The organism is Acinetobacter sp. V91_7 (assembly GCF_031799075.1).
GTDB classification, from domain to species: domain Bacteria; phylum Pseudomonadota; class Gammaproteobacteria; order Pseudomonadales; family Moraxellaceae; genus Acinetobacter; species Acinetobacter calcoaceticus.
The window spans coordinates 114723-133060 of sequence record NZ_JAVQNT010000018.1; the positions used below are offsets into that span (position 1 = coordinate 114723).

The window sequence follows — 18338 nt, forward strand, 5'->3', positions numbered from 1 at the left end:
ATATTCAAACAAAAATAGTATAAAAAAAGAACCCTGCTTAGCGCAGGGTTCTTTTGAAGCTTTAGAAAAAGAAAATTAGTTCTTTTCTTTGTCTACGATTTTGTTTGCTTGAATCCATGGCATCATTGAACGTAACTTATTACCAGTTACTTCAATACCATGCGCAGCATTTTGACGACGACGAGCAGTCATAGATGGGTAGTTTAATGCACCCTCTTGAATGAACATCTTCGCGTATTCGCCAGATTGAATACGTTTCAATGCATTACGCATTGCTTCACGAGACTGTTCGTTAATTACTTCAGTACCAGTTACATATTCGCCATACTCAGCATTGTTAGATACTGAGTAGTTCATGTCAGCGATACCGCCTTCGAACATCAAGTCAACGATCAATTTAAGTTCGTGTAAACATTCGAAGTAAGCCATTTCTGGTGCATAACCAGCTTCAACTAAAGTTTCGAAGCCCATTTTCACGAGTTCAACCGCACCACCACAAAGAACTGCTTGCTCACCGAATAAGTCAGTTTCAGTTTCTTCACGGAATGAAGTTTCGATAATACCAGTACGGCCGCCACCTACACCTGAAGCATAAGAAAGAGCAACGTTACGAGCATTACCAGAAGCATCTTGGTGAATTGCGATTAAGTCAGGAACACCTGAACCACGTTGGTATTCTGAACGAACTGTGTGACCAGGTGCTTTCGGAGCAACCATGATTACGTCTAAGTCTTTACGTGGAACAACTTGGTTATAAAGAATTGAGAAACCATGAGCAAATGCTAAAGTTGCGCCTTCTTTGATGTTTGGCTCAATCACGTCACGGTAAAGTTGTGATTGGAATTCATCTGGAGTCAAAATCATTACGAGGTCAGCTTGCTTAACAGCAGCAGGAACTTCTGCAACTTTAAGACCAGCATTTTCAGCTTTCTTCCAAGAAGCTGAATCTGCGCGTAAACCTACAGTTACGTCTACGCCTGAGTCTTTAAGGTTAAGTGCATGAGCATGACCTTGAGAGCCGTAACCAACAATCGCTACTTTCTTGCCTTGGATGATTGATAAGTCACAGTCTTTATCGTAAAAAATTTGCATTTGTGTTCTCCGCTAAAATACTTTTAAAAAATTAAATGGCTAATACTTTTTCGCCACGGGCGATACCAGATACACCTGAACGAACGACTTCTAGAATAGTGTTTTCTGCAAGCGCATCGATAAAACCATCTAATTTTTCAGTTGTCCCTGCTATTTGAATGGTATAGGTAGTTGGTGTCACGTCTACAATTTGCGCACGGAAAATATCCGCTGTTCGCTTAATTTCAGCACGTGAAGCACCTAACGCTTTTACTTTAATCAACATCAGTTCACGCTCAATGTGTGAACCTTCTGATAAATCTACTACTTTTACAACTTCAACAAGTTTGTTGAGCTGCTTTGTAATCTGTTCAATCTTATGGTCATCGCCATAAGTAGTTAACGTCAGACGTGATAAAGTTGGGTCTTCGGTTGGAGCTACATTCAACGTTTCAATGTTGTAGTTACGTTGACTGAACAAACCCACCAAACGAGAAAGCGCACCAGCTTCGTTTTCAACGAGTACAGAAATAATATGTCTCATTATGTACGCTCCCCTTTACCTAACCACATATCCTTCATTGACTGACCTGCGATCAGCATTGGATAAACATGTTCTGTACGATCAACCATGACATTAATGAATACACATTTATCATTAATTGCCATTGCTTCAGCAAGCTTCGACTCTAGTTCATCAGCATGATCAATTTGGATACCAACATGACCATAAGCTTCCATTAACTTGCCAAAATCAGGTAATGATTCAACATATGAGCTTGAGTGACGGCCTTCATAGTTCATATCTTGCCATTGTTTAACCATACCTAAAGCACGGTTATTCAAGCACAAGATCTTCACGTTCATACCGTATTGCTTACAAGTTGAAAGCTCCTGAATACACATCTGAATTGAAGCTTCACCGGTAATACAAACTACCTGTTGATCTGGGAAAGCTAACTTGGCTGCCATTGCATAAGGTAAACCTACGCCCATGGTGCCTAATCCGCCTGAGTTAATCCATTGACGTGGACGTTTGTACTTGTAGTACAACGCGCCAAACATTTGGTGTTGACCCACATCCGAAGTAATGATGGCATCACCATTGGTCGCTTTATATAAAGCTTCAACAACTTGCTGTGGCTTCATTGTGCCATCAGCCAGTGTTTCATACTTCAAGCCATGAACTTTACGCCATTCATTAATTTGATCCCACCATGCAGCAATTGCTTCAGGGTTAGGCTTAGACACATTCAATTGTTTCAATTGCGTCAACATTTCCTGAAGTACAGGCTCAACCGCCCCTACAATCGGAATGTGCGCCATGATCGTTTTTGAAATGCTCGCCGGATCAATATCAATATGAATAACTTTGGCATTCACACAGAATTTTGCTGGGTTATTGGTTACTCGGTCATCAAAACGAGCACCAATTGCAAGAATGACGTCAGCATTATGCATCGCCATGTTTGCTTCATAAGTACCGTGCATACCCAACATGCCCACAAACTGTGGATCATCGCCAGGGAAGCCACCAAGACCCATAAGTGTATTTGTCACTGGGTAGCCCAACAAATGAGCCAACTCAGTCAATAATGCAGATGCATTACCTTGAACAACACCGCCACCAGTATAAATTACAGGGCGTTTAGCACTTAAAAGCTCATCAATCGCTTTGCGAATTTGACCAGAATGACCACGTGAAGGTGGCTGATAAGAACGCATCTTCACTTTTTCAGGATATTCGTACGCAAATTTTTCTGCAGGATTTGTCGCATCTTTTGGAATATCGACTACAACTGGGCCAGGACGGCCACTTGATGCAATATAAAATGCTTTTTTGATAATTGCAGGAATTTCACTTGCGTGACGAACTTGGAAGCTGTGTTTCACGATAGGACGTGAAATACCCACCATATCAGTTTCCTGGAAAGCGTCTTCACCAATAAGATGTGATGCAACCTGGCCAGACAAAATCACCATTGGGATTGAGTCCATATAAGCTGTTGCAATTGGAGTCACAGTATTAGTTGCGCCAGGTCCAGAAGTGACCAGTACTACGCCAGTCTTACCTGTAGCACGTGAGTAAGCATCTGCCATATGACCAGCAGCTTGTTCATGACGTACGAGGTAATGATTAATTTTGTCTTGTTGAAATAGCGCATCATAAATATGTAATACAGCGCCGCCTGGATAACCAAAAACATGTTCAACGCCTTCGTCCGCAAGAGCACGAACGAGCATTTCACCACCAGATAAAAGTTCCAACGTGATTCACCCTAAAATCTTTATCACTATTTATGGAAGGCACAAATAGTGTTTCATTCATTGAATTGTCTGCACTGTTATAGCACACATATTGTCTAGTTTTCGTTGCAATAGAAAAATTTCTGTTTTTCAGCCGTATAAGCTTTTTTAACATTAATAAAGCATGTCTGGATATACATACTTTAAGTAAAATCAATCTCTCGGCTAGAGAGAATGTCTATTACAAAACATGACGGTTATTCGAAGGGTGATCAAATAATCGCATATAAAACTAAAGGAAGCATTTTTGTTGTTTAATTCATTAAAGTCAAGATTAAAGAAAAGGTTTTTCCATAAAATTTTTTAGCTGCTTCTTTTTTAATCTAAAATTAAATCGTAAATTTGGTAGTTCCAATCCCTATTTATTAAAAATAATTATTCTTTTTTATATAAAACCATACATTGTAAATTGCTTATTTATAAACTTTATTTAAATATAGTCAGCTTTTTTGGGGAAGATCTGATATGAATTTATCTTATTTAAAAACAAGCTTATATACAGCAGTAACAACAGCGATTTTAGTTTACTCAAGTCAAAGTCAGGCACAGCAATATTATAAATGGATGGATAAAAGTGGCTCTACACATTACACCACGACTCCGCCACCTAAGAGTGCAAAAAACTTGAACAAAGTTTCAACTTACGGCAGTCAACCATCGGTAAAAAATTCGACACCCACCTCAGAACAACAATCTCAGGATAAAACAGATAAAGTAGTGCAAGAAACAGCTAACGTAGTACCGGAAAAAGGCGTACCCGCTGTACCAGTTCCGCCCGCCCCATCCGCAGCAGCACGATAACCAAAATGAGAGTGGTGAATATTTTCACCACTCTTCTATTATTTAAAATAAAGAAGAATGGATTGGGAAATGTTTACTGCTCATATTAAAAGATAAAATCCTGATCTAAAAACTGACATTTCCCCTTATTTTGCGCTATGCTGTGCAGCAATCTTTCATTTCAATTTTCGTTGTATAGCTTACGTCTATGACTATTTCTCACATTGACCCCGAATATCAAGCAAACACGATTGAACCATCAGTTCAACAAGATTGGGAAAATCGTAAAGTCTTTAAAGTTGCCGACACTGTCGAAGGTAAACATCGCTACATCCTGTCAATGTTTCCTTACCCAAGCGGCAAGCTGCATATGGGGCATGTGCGTAACTATACAATTGGCGATGTAATTAGCCGTTTTTACCGTTTAAAAGGTGAAACTGTATTACAACCTATGGGTTGGGATGCATTCGGTTTACCTGCTGAAAACGCAGCAATTGCCCATAAAGTTGCTCCGGCAAAATGGACATTTGAAAACATTGCCTACATGCGTGACCAATTAAAAAAATTGGGTCTATCTGTAGACTGGGATCGCGAGTTCGCAACGTGTACACCAGAGTATTATCACTGGGAACAATGGTTATTTGTTCAGCTTTATAAAAAAGGCCTGATCTACCGTAAACTTTCAACAGTAAACTGGGATCCGGTTGACCAAACAGTTTTGGCAAACGAACAAGTTGAAAATGGTCGTGGCTGGCGCTCAGGTGCATTGGTTGAAAAACGTGACATTCCAATGTACTACTTCCGTATTACGGATTATGCACAAGAATTATTAGACGATCTTGACACCCTACAAGACGGCTGGCCTCAACAAGTGTTGACCATGCAACGTAACTGGATTGGTCGCTCTACTGGCATGGAAATTACGTTCCCATCTGCCAATACTGAAATTTATGCTGACGGTTTAACTGTTTATACAACTCGTGCTGACACGCTTATGGGTGTGACTTATGTTGCTGTTGCAGCAGAACACCCTCTTGCGCTTAAAGCTGCTGAAACTAACCCTGAATTGGCTGCATTTATTGAAGAATGCCGCATGGGTTCGGTTGCAGAAGCGGACTTGGCAACAGCTGAGAAAAAAGGTATGGCAACAGGCTTGTTTGTAAAACATCCTGTAACTGGTGAAGAGCTTCCTGTTTGGATCGCAAACTACGTATTAATGTCATATGGCTCTGGCGCTGTTATGGCTGTGCCTGCACATGACGAACGTGATTTTGAATTTGCTAACAAGTTTAATTTATCAATCAAGCAAGTCATTGATGCTAAAGGCGCTGACGATGCAGACTACTCTGCAACCCAGTGGCAAGAATGGTACGGTTCTAAAGAAGGTAAACTTGTTAACTCTGGCGAGTTTGACGGTTTAGAATTCCAAGCTGCTTTTGATGCATTCCTTGCAAAATTAGAACCACAAAATTTAGCAAATTCTAAAGTTCAATTCCGTTTACGTGACTGGGGTGTATCTCGTCAACGTTACTGGGGTTGTCCAATTCCAATGATTAACTGTGATACTTGTGGTCAAGTCACAGTGCCTGAAGATCAACTTCCTGTTGTATTACCAACTGACGTTGTACCAGATGGTTCAGGCAACCCGCTTAATAAAATGCCTGAATTCTATGAAACTAAATGTCCTTGTTGTGGTGGCGATGCACGTCGTGAAACAGATACTTTAGATACTTTCGTAGAGTCATCTTGGTACTATGCACGTTATGCTTCTCCAGACTTCACTGGTGGTATGGTTAAACCTGAAGCAGCTCAAAACTGGCTTCCTGTGAACCAATACATCGGTGGTGTTGAGCACGCGATTCTTCACTTACTTTATGCACGTTTCTTCCACAAATTAATGCGTGATGAAGGCGTTGTACAAGGTAATGAACCATTCACCAACTTGTTAACTCAAGGCATGGTGCTTGCAGACACGTTCTACCGTGAAGCAGAAAATGGTAAGAAAACTTGGTTTAACCCTGCTGATATTGAGTTAGAACGCGATGAAAAAGGTCGTATTCTTTCTGCGAAATATTCAGGTGATGGTCAAGAAGTTGTCATCGGCGGACAAGAAAAAATGTCTAAGTCGAAAAACAACGGTATCGATCCACAAGCAATTATTGATCAATACGGTGCAGATACTGCTCGTGTATTCATGATGTTTGCTGCTCCACCAGATCAATCTTTAGAATGGTCTGATGCAGGTGTTGAAGGTGCAAACCGTTTCTTGAAACGTGTATGGCGTCTTGTAGCAGGCTTCCTTGAAAAAGGAAACTCAACTTCTACAATCGATACTGCAAACTTGTCTAAAGATGCTCAAGATTTACGTCGTAAAACACACGAAACCATTCAAAAGGTAAGTGATGATATTGAACGTCGTCATGCATTCAATACTGCTATTGCTGCTTTAATGGAGTTGTTAAACGCAAGCAACAAGTTTGAAGCAAAAGATGACAACGACATTGCTGTAGAACGTGAAGCGATCACTACACTTTTAACTTTGCTTGAACCGTTTGCACCACATTTAAGCCAAACTTTATTGGCTCAATTTGGTACAGATGTTACAGCAGCAACGTTCCCTGAAGTGGATGCTTCTGCGTTAACACGTAATACGCAAACGATTGTTGTACAGGTTAACGGTAAACTTCGCGGTAAACTAGAAGTTTCTGTTGATATTTCTAAAGAAGATCTATTAGCTCAAGCTAAAGCTCTACCAGAAGTTCAACAATTCTTAACCGGACCAACAAAAAAAGAAATTGTAGTTCCAAATAAACTAGTTAACCTCGTGGTTTAATTAAAGTTATTAATGAGAGGATCAAGCATGCACTTAGCCAAACGTTTAGCCGCTGTTGTTTTAACCTTAGGCCTTAGTGCAGGCTTAGTCGGGTGTGGATTTCACTTAAAAGGAACCAACCCGACTGCTACTCCGCTTGTTTATAAAAAGTTAAGCCTTGAGTTACCAGCTAAAACTGATGATTTGGAAACGCAGTTAAAAGTGTATTTGGCTGCCAATGGTGTTCAATTCAGTAATGATAGTGATGCCTATGTACTCCGTGTTTTGGAATACACACCACGTCGTCAGCTTTTAAATGGAAAACTGACAGAAGTATTATTACGCCTAACCGTAACCTTCCAGATTGAAGATCGTCAGGGTAATAAAATTACTGAACCACGCTCATTAACTGCATCTCGTAGTTATCAATATGACTTGGCAACAGTCAACACTGAAAATCAGCAAGAAACTTACTTACAACATATTGTGATTGATGATATTGCACAACAAATCACTCGTCAGATTTCAGCAAATCGTTTGCCAAAAGCTCAGCCTTAATCTGTATTTTTGCCTGCAATGAAAATTGACTATTTACAAGCCTTAAAACGTACTCCGGAAGCTCGGGGTGCGTGGATTTTGCATGGGCAAGAACCCTTATTAGAACAAAATTTATTAGATGCCTTTCGCAAAAGCTGGCAACAACAAGAAGTTGAAAGACAGCGCTATGATATTAGTAGCGTGAGCGACTGGAAAAATGTCTTTAACGCACTTAATAGCTTATCTTTATTTTCTCAACAGCTTGCTATTGAAGTACATGGCAATATAAAACCTGATGCAAATGGCTTAAAACAACTTAAAAGCTATATACAACATAATGAACATAACCTGTTATTAATTGTTTTACCCAAACAAGATAGTAGCAGCTTAAAATCTGCTTTTTTTCAAGTTGTTGAAGCAAATGGGGTTGTAGTTGCTCTAACGGCAAATTACCCACAAGACCGTCAACGTATTTTAAACGTAGAAGCAGAAAAGTTAGAGATCCAACTCGACAATGATGCTTGGCAATGGTTAATGCAACATCATGAGCACAATTTGCTTGCAGCAAAAAACAGCTTGATGCGTGTAAGAGACACATTTCCAGACCAAAAACTGATTTTGATTGAGCATTTATATGCTTGTTTACAAGATCAATCACGCTATACCACCTATGATTTAAGTGATGCGTTATTAGAAGGCAACCTTGGCCAATCTATTAAGATTTTTCAATATCTAATTGCAGCAGGCGAACCAGATAGTCTGATTTTATGGACTCTCAGTAAAGAAATGCGCTTGTTGATGCAATTGTTTGAGCAACCTCATAATGCCCTACAGCTTGGTATATGGAAAACAAAGGTTGGTCTATATCAACAAGCCTTAAGAAGACTAAATCCACAACAGTTTTTAGGCTGGTCTACCCTTCTATTGCAAATTGACGCAGCAATTAAAGGAATGTCGAACGAAAATGCAGAACATTTAATGCAGCAAGCGATTGCTGAATTATGTGGAAAAACACTATTTATACAATAATTCGGCTCAATCATTTTTCATCATTCCGGAAATATCATAAAAATTCACGTTTTATCCTCATTTCGCTTTTATACTAAATTAAATTTTAAACTTTTCGACCTCTCGCCATGCCAAAAATAAAGCCAATCAAACTTGTTATTATCATCGTCTGTATAGTCATTATTGCTCTTTTAGCCTGGAAGTTTTTCAAGCCAAAACAGCAGCAGCCACAATATATTACTGCCGAGGTAACACGCGGGGATATTGAAAATAATGTACTTGCAACGGGTACACTTGATGCAACCAAACTGATTAGTGTCGGTGCACAGGTATCTGGTCAGGTTAAAAAGATGTATGTACAACTAGGCGATCAGGTTAAGCAAGGTCAACTTATTGCGCAAATTGACTCAACGACCCAAGAAAATAGTTTAAAAACTTCTGATGCGAATATTAAGAATTTAGAAGCACAGCGTCTTCAACAAGTTGCTTCTTTGAATGAAAAACAACTTGAATACCGCCGTCAGCAACAAATGTATGCGCAAGATGCAACACCACGCGCAGATCTAGAATCGGCTGAAGCAAGCTATAAAACAGCTCAAGCACAAATCAAAGCATTAGATGCGCAAATCGAATCTGCAAAAGTAACAAGATCTACGGCGCAAACCAATATTGGTTATACCCGTATTCTTGCTCCAACTGATGGTACGGTTGTCGCAATTGTGACGGAAGAAGGTCAAACGGTAAACGCAAACCAAAGTGCGCCAACAATTGTCAAAATTGCAAAATTACAAAATATGACGATTAAGGCGCAAGTCAGTGAAGCTGACATTATGAAAGTTGAGAAAGGCCAACAGGTTTATTTCACTACCTTAGGTGAAGACACTAAGCGTTACGCAACCTTACGTCAAATTGAACCTGCTCCTGATTCAATTTCTAGCGAATCAACGAATACCACCAGTTCAACGACCAGTTCAGCCGTTTACTATAATGCCCTATTCGATGTGCCAAATACCGATGGTAAATTGCGTATTGATATGACTGCACAAGTTTATATTGTTTTAAACTCAGCTAAAAATGCCTTGCTCGTTCCTTCATCAGCACTTAGCTCTAAACAATTTTCAGGTCAAAGAAAATCAGGTCAGTCATCTGATAAAGCAAGCTCTACACCTGAAGCAGCTAAAAAATCTCAAGGAAATGGAGCTCGTTTAGAGCGTCTTAACCTGACTGCTGAGCAAAAACAGTTAATTGAGCAAGGTAAATTAACTTTAAGTGTTGTACGTGTATTACAAGCCGATGGCTCAACTAAACCAACTCAAATTTTGGTTGGCATCAACAACCGTGTAAATGCGCAAGTTCTTGCGGGCTTAAAACAAGGTGATCAAGTTGTCATTGCCGATAGTGCAGATACTTCTGCTGCATCAGCAAATAGTAGTAATAACCGTCGCCGTAGTGGCCCAATGGGAATGTAAGCATGACAAAACAAGCTTTGCTTGAAGTCAGCAATCTGGTCCGGGAATTCCCTGCTGGCGAAAGCACAATACAAATTTTAAAAGGGATTGACCTTACCATTTATGAAGGTGAACTGGTTGCCATTGTCGGCCAGTCTGGTTCGGGTAAGTCAACGCTCATGAACATTTTGGGCTGCTTAGACCGCCCTACCAGTGGTAGTTACAAAGTTAGTGGGCAAGAGACTGGTAAGTTAGAGCCAGATCAGCTCGCTCGACTACGTCGTGAATATTTTGGTTTTATTTTCCAGCGCTACCATTTACTGGGTGACTTATCGGCTGAAGGCAACGTTGAGGTTCCAGCAGTTTATGCAGGTGTTACGCCTTCTGAGCGTAAACAACGCGCAACAGCTCTACTTACCGAATTAGGGTTAGGCACTAAAACACTTAATAGACCAAGTCAGCTTTCTGGTGGTCAGCAGCAACGTGTTTCTATTGCTCGTGCCCTCATGAATGGTGGTGACGTTATCCTTGCGGATGAACCAACAGGAGCACTCGACTCTCATAGTGGCGTTGAAGTTATGCGTATTTTGCGTGAACTCAATGCTGCTGGTCACACTATTATTCTGGTGACACACGATATGCAAGTTGCAAAAAATGCGACTCGTATTATCGAGATTAGTGACGGAGAAATTATTAGTGACCGTCCTAATGTTCCAGATCAAGCAGCTGAACCAATCAAGTCTGATCCTGATGCCGCTCCTGCTTTACAAGGTAAACAGAAGAAAGGCAAAAGTATTTCTGCATGGCGTTCAACTTTAGACCGTTTATCTGAAGCCTTCCAAATGGCTTTACTGTCTATGAATGCCCATCGCATGCGTACCTTTTTAACCATGCTTGGCATCATTATTGGTATTGCCTCTGTTGTTACGGTGGTCGCTCTAGGTAAAGGCTCTCAACAGCAAATTTTAAGCAATATTAGTAGTCTGGGAACAAATACGATTACGGTGTTTCAGGGCCGTGGTTTTGGTGACAACTCCAAAACTGCAAGCTTTAAGACCTTAGTTCCTGCCGATGCCGATGCGTTAATGACTCAACCTTATGTTAGTGCAGTCAGTCCGATGGTCAGTACATCCAAGACTATGCGCTATCAACAGAATGAAGCAAACGCCACCATTAATGGTGTGAGTAATGATTATTTCGATGTAAAAGGTTTGGTCTTTAAAGATGGGCAAACTTTTGATCAACGTAGTGTTCGTGATCGTTCACAAGATGTGGTGATTGATACCAATACACAAAAACAATTCTTTGGCGATGGTAGCAATCCAATTGGCCAAGTAGTACTACTCGGTAGTGTACCAGCGCGTATTATCGGGGTTGTAGAACCGCAAACAAGCGGCATGGGCTCAGACGACACCTTAAATGTCTATATGCCTTATACAACCGTAATGAGCCGTATGCTAGGTCAGTCCAATGTCCGCAATATTGTGGTTCGTATTAATGACAAATATTCAACTACAGCCGCAGAAAATGCGATTGTAAACTTATTAACCCAGCGCCATGGTGCACAAGATATTTTCACCATGAACAGTGACAGTATCCGTCAAACCATCGAGAAAACAACCAGCACGATGACCCTTCTGGTTTCAGCAATTGCCGTAATTTCATTAGTGGTTGGTGGTATCGGGGTTATGAATATTATGCTGGTTTCTGTGACTGAACGTACTCAGGAAATTGGTGTACGTATGGCTGTAGGCGCACGTCAAAGTGATATTTTGCAGCAATTTCTTATTGAAGCAATTTTAGTCTGTTTAATTGGTGGTGTGCTTGGTGTCTTACTGTCACTTGGCCTTGGACAACTCATTAATAAATTTGCTGGCGGTAACTTTAGCGTGGCTTATTCAAGCACTTCTATTATTGCAGCATTTGTGTGTTCAACACTGATTGGTGTCGTTTTTGGTTTCTTACCAGCCAAGAATGCGGCAAAACTCGACCCAGTTGCAGCACTATCACGAGAATAAGGAAAATTGCATGTCTTTCTCTATGACTAAACTCAGCACAGCACTTCTCCTCACAAGCTCTCTTGTTGGATGTGCTGCTGTGGTAAAAACACCTTACGAAACACCTGCGGTACAAGTTCCGGGTAGTTTTCAGTATGACGCCACAAAAGCAAAAACCATGTCTGCCGATCAATATTCTGACCGTTGGTGGACACTTTTTGGTGATGCACAGCTTAATCAGCTCGTAAACAATGTATTAGAACGTAACAGTGACTTAGCTGTCGCAGGCATTACCTTAAAACAAGCACGTTTACAAGCTGACCTAACCGCAAACAAGCAAGGCTTACGTACTAGCTCTAGTGTTTCAACTGGGCATTCTTTTGATTTGAACTCAGGAGATGACAGCGCTAAAGGTCTATCAATGAGTGCGGGCGTAAGCTATGAAGTTGATTTGTTTGGTAAGCTTGCACGCCAAACTGAAGCAAGTAAATGGGAAGCTTTAGCGACTGAACAAGACCTACAAGCCACTGGACAAAGTTTAATTGCAACCACGGCTAAATTGTATTGGCAACTTGGTTATTTAAATGAACGTTATGCGACTGCTCAGCAGAGTCTGGCGACCTCACAAAAGCTATATCAACTAGTACAGATTCAGTATAAAGCTGGTGCTGTTTCAGGTGTAGATCTTACTCAAGCAGAACAATCTGTACAAAGCCAAAAAGCAAGCCTAAGCCAGATTGAGCAACAATTGGTTGAAACACGGACTGCCATTGCCGTGCTCTTACATGAACCATTGCAACAGTTAAACATTCAAGAGCCTAAACGTTTGCCACGCAATGCACTACCAGCAATTGGTGCGGGCTTACCTGCCGATATTTTATCGCGCCGCCCCGATTTACAAGCCTCTGAGCTTCGTTTGAAAAAGGCGCTCGCGACTAAAGATGCCACTAAGGCGAGCTACTATCCATCGATTAGTTTAACCAGTAGTTTGGGATCAAGTAGTACATCGTTGACAGAACTGTTACGCAACCCTGCCCTAACTTTAGGTGCAAGTTTAAGCTTACCGTTTTTGCAATATAACGATATGAAAAAAGATATTGCGATTAGCAATCTGGATTATGAAAAAGCAATTATTCAATATCGCCAAACGCTTTATCAGGCTTTTGCTGATGTAGAGAACGCTTTATCAAGTCGTACAGAACTCGATAAACAAGTAGCGTTACAAGAGCGTAATGTTGAACTTGCAGAAAAAACTGAACGTTTAACTGAAGTCCGTTATCGTTATGGTGCTGTCGCATTAAAAACACTGCTTGATGCTCAGCAAACTACACGTACTGCACGCTTAAGCCTTGTTGAAACTAAACAAAGCCAATACAACGCTTATGTCACCCTCATGCAAGCTTTAGGCGGTTCACCTGTAAAAGAACTTCCTCAATAACTTGCGCCCAGTAAAAAAGCCGTAGTCCTTCAACTACGGCTTTTTTTATGTCTGAATAAATTTTAAAACTTATTCATCATCCATCATGCTTTGGCTCATACCAACAGTATTGAAACCAGCATCTACATATAGAATTTCACCAGTGATACCTGAAGCCCAAGGTGAGCATAGGAATAATGCTGCATTACCCACTTCGTCAATGGTTACGTTGCGTTTTAATGGCGCAACTTTTTCATTAGCATCTAACATTTTACGGAAAGATTTAATACCAGAAGCAGCTAATGTACGGATTGGACCCGCAGAAATCGCGTTTACACGAATACCATCAACACCTAAGCTTGATGCCAAGTAACGAACACCAGCTTCTAAAGAAGCTTTTGCCATACCCATAACATTATAGTTAGGCATAACACGCTCAGAACCTTGGTAAGTCAAAGTCAATAAACAACCTTGGCGAGCTTGTAATAATGGTTTTGCAGCACGTGCCATCGCAATAAAGCTGTATGCACTGATGTCATGAGCAACTTTAAAACCGTCACGGTCAGTCACGTCAGTAAAATCACCATCAAGTGTATGTGCAGGAGCAAAGCCGATAGAGTGAACTACGCCATCTAGACCATCCCAATGTTTTGCAAGTTCTGCAAATGCATTGTCAATTTCGCTATCAACTGCAACATCACATGGGAACACAAGCTTAGAACCGAATTGCTCAGCAAATTCATCCACACGTTTTTTTAATTTTTCGTTTGGATAAGTAAACGCAAGCTCTGCACCTTCGCGGTGTAATGCTTGGGCAATACCAAAAGCAATTGATAATTTACTAGCAACGCCTGCAATCAAAAAGCGTTTACCTGCTAAAAGTCCTTGTGTCATGCCGATCTCACTCAAAACAATTTAAAGCATAATGCCAATATTCAACGGTTTTCGAAATTGCATAATGCATCTTTTTTCAAAAATCGCACGAAAAAAAATCGCCCCTCATGAGGAGCGACTTCTAAATGAATATAATCTTAATCGTCAGATAACAAACCAATCAAACGTAAAAAAGAAATATACATCCAAACTAAAGTTGAGAGTAATGCAATTCCACATAACCACTCCATAAATTTTGGAGCACGATAAGCTGCGTTGGTTTCAATTAAATCGAAATCTAAAATCAGGTTAAGTGACGCAATCACAGCAATAAATGCAGCAAAGCCAATGCCTAACCAGTTACTTTCAAAAATATAAGGAATGCTTGAACCAAATGCTAAACGCATGATCATCTGCACGATAAACACAAGAAAAATAGCCAGAGATGCAGATATCACAACTGACTTAAATTTTTCTGTTGCACGTACAATCTGAAATTTATATAGACCAAACATCACCAATGTTGTCACGAAAGTGGCAAGTAATGCTTGTAAAGGCACACCTGGGTATTTCATTTGAAAGGTAAAAGAAATACCACCTAAAAATGCACCTTCAAAAAGTGCATAAGGAATTGCTAAGGTTGGTGCAGTCGTCGGTTTAAATGTGGCAAGCAAAGCTAAAACCAGGCCACCAATTGCACCAACAATAGCACCCGCATAGGCAATACCAACATTTGCAGTAAAAGCTGCGTAGAAAAATAAAGCAATGCCCACAGCCGCTGCAATGACCGTCAACATAACAGATTTTTGAATCGCACCTTGCACAGTCATTGGTTGACTATAGTCACTGACCGTTTCAACACGTGTCAGTATCGGGTTATTACTTTGCATAAATGCTCTCTTTTTATAATAAAAATTTAAAACATCATTTTAAGCAAAATGAATATGAAAGCCAAATCAGGCTCTCGGCATTATTGTAACAATGTCCTTTAAGCAATAAAAAAAGGGGCAGCAGCCCCCTTTCATACTACGTATACAACGTAATCAATCTTTACCATCAGTATTCATAATAAAGAAGTATTCACGGTAATATTTCAATTCAGAAATTGAGTCACGAATATCATCCATTGCCAAATGCGATGCATTCTTTTTCAGACCGCTCATGATTTCAGGGCGCCAGCGTTTTGAAAGTTCTTTTACGGTAGACACGTCAAGATTACGATAATGGAAATATTGCTCAAGCTCAGGCATAAGACGATGTAAGAAGCGGCGATCCTGACAAATCGAGTTACCGCACATCGGTGAAACTTTTGGATTGACCCATTTTTTTAGGAATTCTAAAGTCTGTAGCTCAGCATCACGAGCTGTCAATTTGCTACGACGAACTCGCTCAACTAACCCAGATTGTCCATGTTGGCGGGTATTCCACTCATCCATTGCATTTAAAATACGATCAGGTTGATGGATAGCCAAGACCGGACCTTCGGCAAGTACATTTAAATTATCATCTGTAATAATTGTTGCGATTTCAATAATTTGGTCATTATCGGTATCTAAACCGGTCATTTCCAGATCAATCCAAATTAATCGTGTATTTAAAGTACTGCTCATGTATGTACGTTCTAAAATGCCGTAAAAACATCAATAGTAGCAAATTTCTTGCATCTGCGCTGTAATTCTATAGCCGCTTCATGCTATTTTTGCCATCTTCAAACAGTGGTTTTTTGGGATATGAATGGCTTTAATTCGTAAGCGTCGTTTAACTGAACAGCAGCAACGTCGTATTGAAAAACAGCACAAAACTCGCCAAGAAGAGGCCGATACTTCACAAGATCTGGACGGACTCGTCGTACAACATTATGGCCGCCAACTCGAAGTACAGGCACTCTCTGTACCTGAGCATCACCCAGAAAAACCTCAAGTTGCCGAAGGAGAACCAGAACCATTCTGGAAACCTATCGAGCTCAAAAGCGTATGGCGCTGTCATACTCGAACTAACCTTGAGTTACTTGTGACTGGTGACCGGGTTAAATGGCAAGCAGACCCAAACACGGGTTTAGGCATTATTACTGCCATTCATCCACGCAACTCATTACTTACCCGTCCAGACCGTTATCACAAAGTTAAACCAGTCGCAGCAAATATCAGTTTGATTGTAATTGTATTTTCTCCCCTTCCTGAACCAGCTCCGACATTAATCGATCGTTATTTAGTGGCTTGCGCAGACGCTAACATTCCTGCACTTTTAGTCTTAAACAAATCAGATTTACTCACTGAAAATGACCCAATTCTTACGCTATTAGAAGAATATAAAACTTTGGGTTATGAGGTGATGATTTGTCAGTCTAAAAAGGGAGATATATCTGCTTTATCTGAACGTTTAGATGGCGAAACAGTAGCTTTCGTTGGTCAATCGGGTGTAGGGAAAAGTTCTTTAATTAATGTATTAATTCCAGATGCAGAGCAAAAAACAAATATTATTTCTGAAAACTCTGCACTTGGTCAGCACACAACAACCTCTACACGTTTAATGAATTTCGGTAAAAATGGCGCGTTAATCGACTCACCGGGAATTCGTGAATTTGGGCTTTGGCATCTTGATTTAGAAAAAATTCGTATGGGCTTTCCAGAAATTGAAGCACATTTAGGTTCTTGCCAATTCCGTAATTGTACCCATACTCATGAAAAGAACTGTGGGTTAAAACACGCTGTAGAATCTGGTGAAATTTTACCACGGCGCCTAGATAGCTTTTTGCGTTTAAATGATGAGATTCAAGAAGCACAGCAAAAAAACTAATTTTCTGTCCGCTTTGCACTTGAAGTGGTGATTTTGATCACCATCTATATACGCTATACTCTAGGTCAATTTTGTTTTTAATTTTTTTTAGGTGACTTGTGGAACGCTGGTTAGAGTTTATGGGGAATCACCCCATTTTGTTTGGTACGCTCGGAGTCTTGGTCGTGTTGTTCTTCATTTTTGAAGGTCAACGTAACGGTCGTAAAATTTCACCACAGTCGCTTGGTATTTTAGTGAAAGCGAAAAATGCCATACTGATCGACTTGCGCGATAGTAAAGACTTCCGTGAAGGTCATATTAGTGGCAGCCGCAATATTCCTTTCAGCCAAATTGCAAGTCATGCTGATGAATTAAAAGCAAGTGAGCGTCCATTGGTATTTATTTGCAACCTCGGGCAAGTTGCTGGTAGTGCTTTGCAAAAAGTTGCTCACCATGACAGCTATCGTCTTGATGGTGGTATTAGTAACTGGAAAGCACAAGGCTTACCTCTTGTAAAAAGCAAACCAAAAGCTTAAGGAGAATTATTATGACTGCAAATGTCATTGTTTACTCAACTTCTGTATGCCCGTATTGCGTTCGAGCTAAACAGCTACTTGAGCGTAAAGGTATTGCTTACAAAGAAGTAAATCTTTCTGTTGAAGCACCGGAAGTACGTGTTGAATTAATGCAACGCACGAATCATCGTACTGTCCCACAAATTTTTATTAACGATCAGTTTATTGGCGGTTTTGACCAACTTTATGCTTTAGAGCGTGAAGGTAAACTCGACGAATTATTGGCTTAACATCGCATCCATATTAAGGAAAAAACAATGAGCGAAGAACAACAAGTTCAACCACAATTAGCTTTAGAGCGTATTTATACAAAAGATATTTCTTTTGAGGTTCCAGGGGCGCAGGTTTTTACTAAACAATGGCAACCTGAACTCAATATCAATCTTTCTTCTGCTGCAGAAAAAATTGATCCAACTCATTTTGAAGTTTCTTTAAAAGTTGTGGTACAAGCCGATAACGACAACGAAACAGCGTTCATTGTAGATATCACTCAATCAGGTATTTTCTTGATTGATAACATCGAAGAAGATCGCTTACCGTATATTTTAGGCGCTTATTGCCCAAATATTTTGTTCCCGTTCTTACGTGAAGCGGTAAATGATTTAGTGACTAAAGGTAGCTTCCCACAGTTACTTCTTACTCCAATCAACTTTGATGCAGAGTTCGAAGCAAATATGCAACGTGCTCAAGCTGTTGAAGGTCAAGCTTAATTTTTTAGCTTTTCCTTTAGTAAAAAGC

17 protein-coding genes are annotated in these 18338 nt (G+C 40.2%); 11 read left to right on the forward strand and 6 right to left on the reverse strand.

Translation table 11 applies throughout. The features are described from left to right. Positions 1-75 precede the first annotated feature (75 nt). From ilvC to RMB03_RS01180, 3 genes are read right to left on the reverse strand one after another with little or no spacing between them, the layout of a single operon-like run. Positions 76-1092, reverse strand: a complete 1017-nt coding sequence (ilvC, locus tag RMB03_RS01170; RefSeq protein WP_004641176.1) for a ketol-acid reductoisomerase — start codon at positions 1090-1092, stop codon at positions 76-78. A gap of 31 nt (positions 1093-1123) precedes the next feature. Then, positions 1124-1615 (reverse strand): acetolactate synthase small subunit, encoded by a 492-nt coding sequence (ilvN, locus tag RMB03_RS01175; protein WP_001215920.1) that lies wholly within the window; start codon positions 1613-1615, stop codon positions 1124-1126. After that, positions 1615-3339, reverse strand: a complete 1725-nt coding sequence (locus tag RMB03_RS01180; protein WP_003654952.1) for an acetolactate synthase 3 large subunit — start codon at positions 3337-3339, stop codon at positions 1615-1617. Before RMB03_RS01180 ends, ilvN begins: the two co-directional genes overlap by 1 nt. A gap of 504 nt (positions 3340-3843) precedes the next feature. Between RMB03_RS01180 and RMB03_RS01185 the strand changes: the two genes are divergently transcribed. From RMB03_RS01185 to RMB03_RS01215, 7 genes are all read left to right on the forward strand, one after another. Further along, positions 3844-4179, forward strand: a complete 336-nt coding sequence (locus RMB03_RS01185) for a DUF4124 domain-containing protein (protein ID WP_311073287.1) — start codon at positions 3844-3846, stop codon at positions 4177-4179. 187 nt (positions 4180-4366) lie between these two features. Further along, entirely contained in the window at positions 4367-6991 is a 2625-nt protein-coding gene (leuS, locus tag RMB03_RS01190) for a leucine--tRNA ligase (protein WP_199990074.1), read from the forward strand. A gap of 27 nt (positions 6992-7018) precedes the next feature. After that, positions 7019-7528 (forward strand): LPS assembly lipoprotein LptE, encoded by a 510-nt coding sequence (gene lptE, locus RMB03_RS01195; RefSeq protein ID WP_092707358.1) that lies wholly within the window; start codon positions 7019-7021, stop codon positions 7526-7528. 18 nt (positions 7529-7546) lie between these two features. Beyond that, positions 7547-8536, forward strand: a complete 990-nt coding sequence (gene holA, locus RMB03_RS01200) for a DNA polymerase III subunit delta (protein WP_017391267.1) — start codon at positions 7547-7549, stop codon at positions 8534-8536. Positions 8537-8643: 107 nt separating this feature from the next. After that, positions 8644-9984, forward strand: a complete 1341-nt coding sequence (locus RMB03_RS01205) for a MacA family efflux pump subunit (protein WP_045126264.1) — start codon at positions 8644-8646, stop codon at positions 9982-9984. A gap of 2 nt (positions 9985-9986) precedes the next feature. Then, on the forward strand, positions 9987-11981 hold the full coding sequence (locus RMB03_RS01210; RefSeq protein ID WP_017391269.1) for a MacB family efflux pump subunit: 1995 nt from the start codon (positions 9987-9989) through the stop codon (positions 11979-11981). A gap of 22 nt (positions 11982-12003) precedes the next feature. Then, on the forward strand, positions 12004-13398 hold the full coding sequence (locus RMB03_RS01215; RefSeq protein ID WP_311073601.1) for an efflux transporter outer membrane subunit: 1395 nt from the start codon (positions 12004-12006) through the stop codon (positions 13396-13398). A 69-nt stretch (positions 13399-13467) separates the two neighbouring features. Here the strand turns inward: RMB03_RS01215 and RMB03_RS01220 are convergent, their stop codons facing one another. The 3 genes from RMB03_RS01220 to orn all read right to left on the reverse strand — a co-directional run bounded on the left by RMB03_RS01220 (position 13468) and on the right by orn (position 15860). Beyond that, the gene (locus RMB03_RS01220) at positions 13468-14271 is read right to left on the reverse strand and encodes an enoyl-ACP reductase (RefSeq protein ID WP_003654938.1); all 804 of its coding nucleotides are present in this window, start codon (positions 14269-14271) and stop codon (positions 13468-13470) included. A gap of 137 nt (positions 14272-14408) precedes the next feature. Beyond that, entirely contained in the window at positions 14409-15140 is a 732-nt protein-coding gene (locus RMB03_RS01225) for a Bax inhibitor-1/YccA family protein (protein ID WP_311073289.1), read from the reverse strand. A gap of 153 nt (positions 15141-15293) precedes the next feature. Next, a complete protein-coding gene (gene orn, locus RMB03_RS01230; RefSeq protein ID WP_005036888.1) occupies positions 15294-15860 on the reverse strand; it encodes an oligoribonuclease in 567 nt (188 codons plus the stop codon). A 124-nt stretch (positions 15861-15984) separates the two neighbouring features. Between orn and rsgA the strand changes: the two genes are divergently transcribed. From rsgA to secB, 4 genes are all read left to right on the forward strand, one after another. Then, positions 15985-17046: a small ribosomal subunit biogenesis GTPase RsgA gene (gene rsgA, locus RMB03_RS01235; RefSeq protein WP_004641160.1), complete on the forward strand. Its 1062-nt coding sequence runs from the start codon at positions 15985-15987 to the stop codon at positions 17044-17046. A gap of 98 nt (positions 17047-17144) precedes the next feature. Further along, on the forward strand, positions 17145-17561 hold the full coding sequence (locus RMB03_RS01240; protein WP_003654928.1) for a rhodanese-like domain-containing protein: 417 nt from the start codon (positions 17145-17147) through the stop codon (positions 17559-17561). An 11-nt stretch (positions 17562-17572) separates the two neighbouring features. Beyond that, the gene (gene grxC, locus RMB03_RS01245) at positions 17573-17830 is read left to right on the forward strand and encodes a glutaredoxin 3 (RefSeq protein ID WP_003654926.1); all 258 of its coding nucleotides are present in this window, start codon (positions 17573-17575) and stop codon (positions 17828-17830) included. A 27-nt stretch (positions 17831-17857) separates the two neighbouring features. Next, positions 17858-18310: a protein-export chaperone SecB gene (secB, locus tag RMB03_RS01250; protein WP_003654925.1), complete on the forward strand. Its 453-nt coding sequence runs from the start codon at positions 17858-17860 to the stop codon at positions 18308-18310. Positions 18311-18338: the final 28 nt, after the last annotated feature.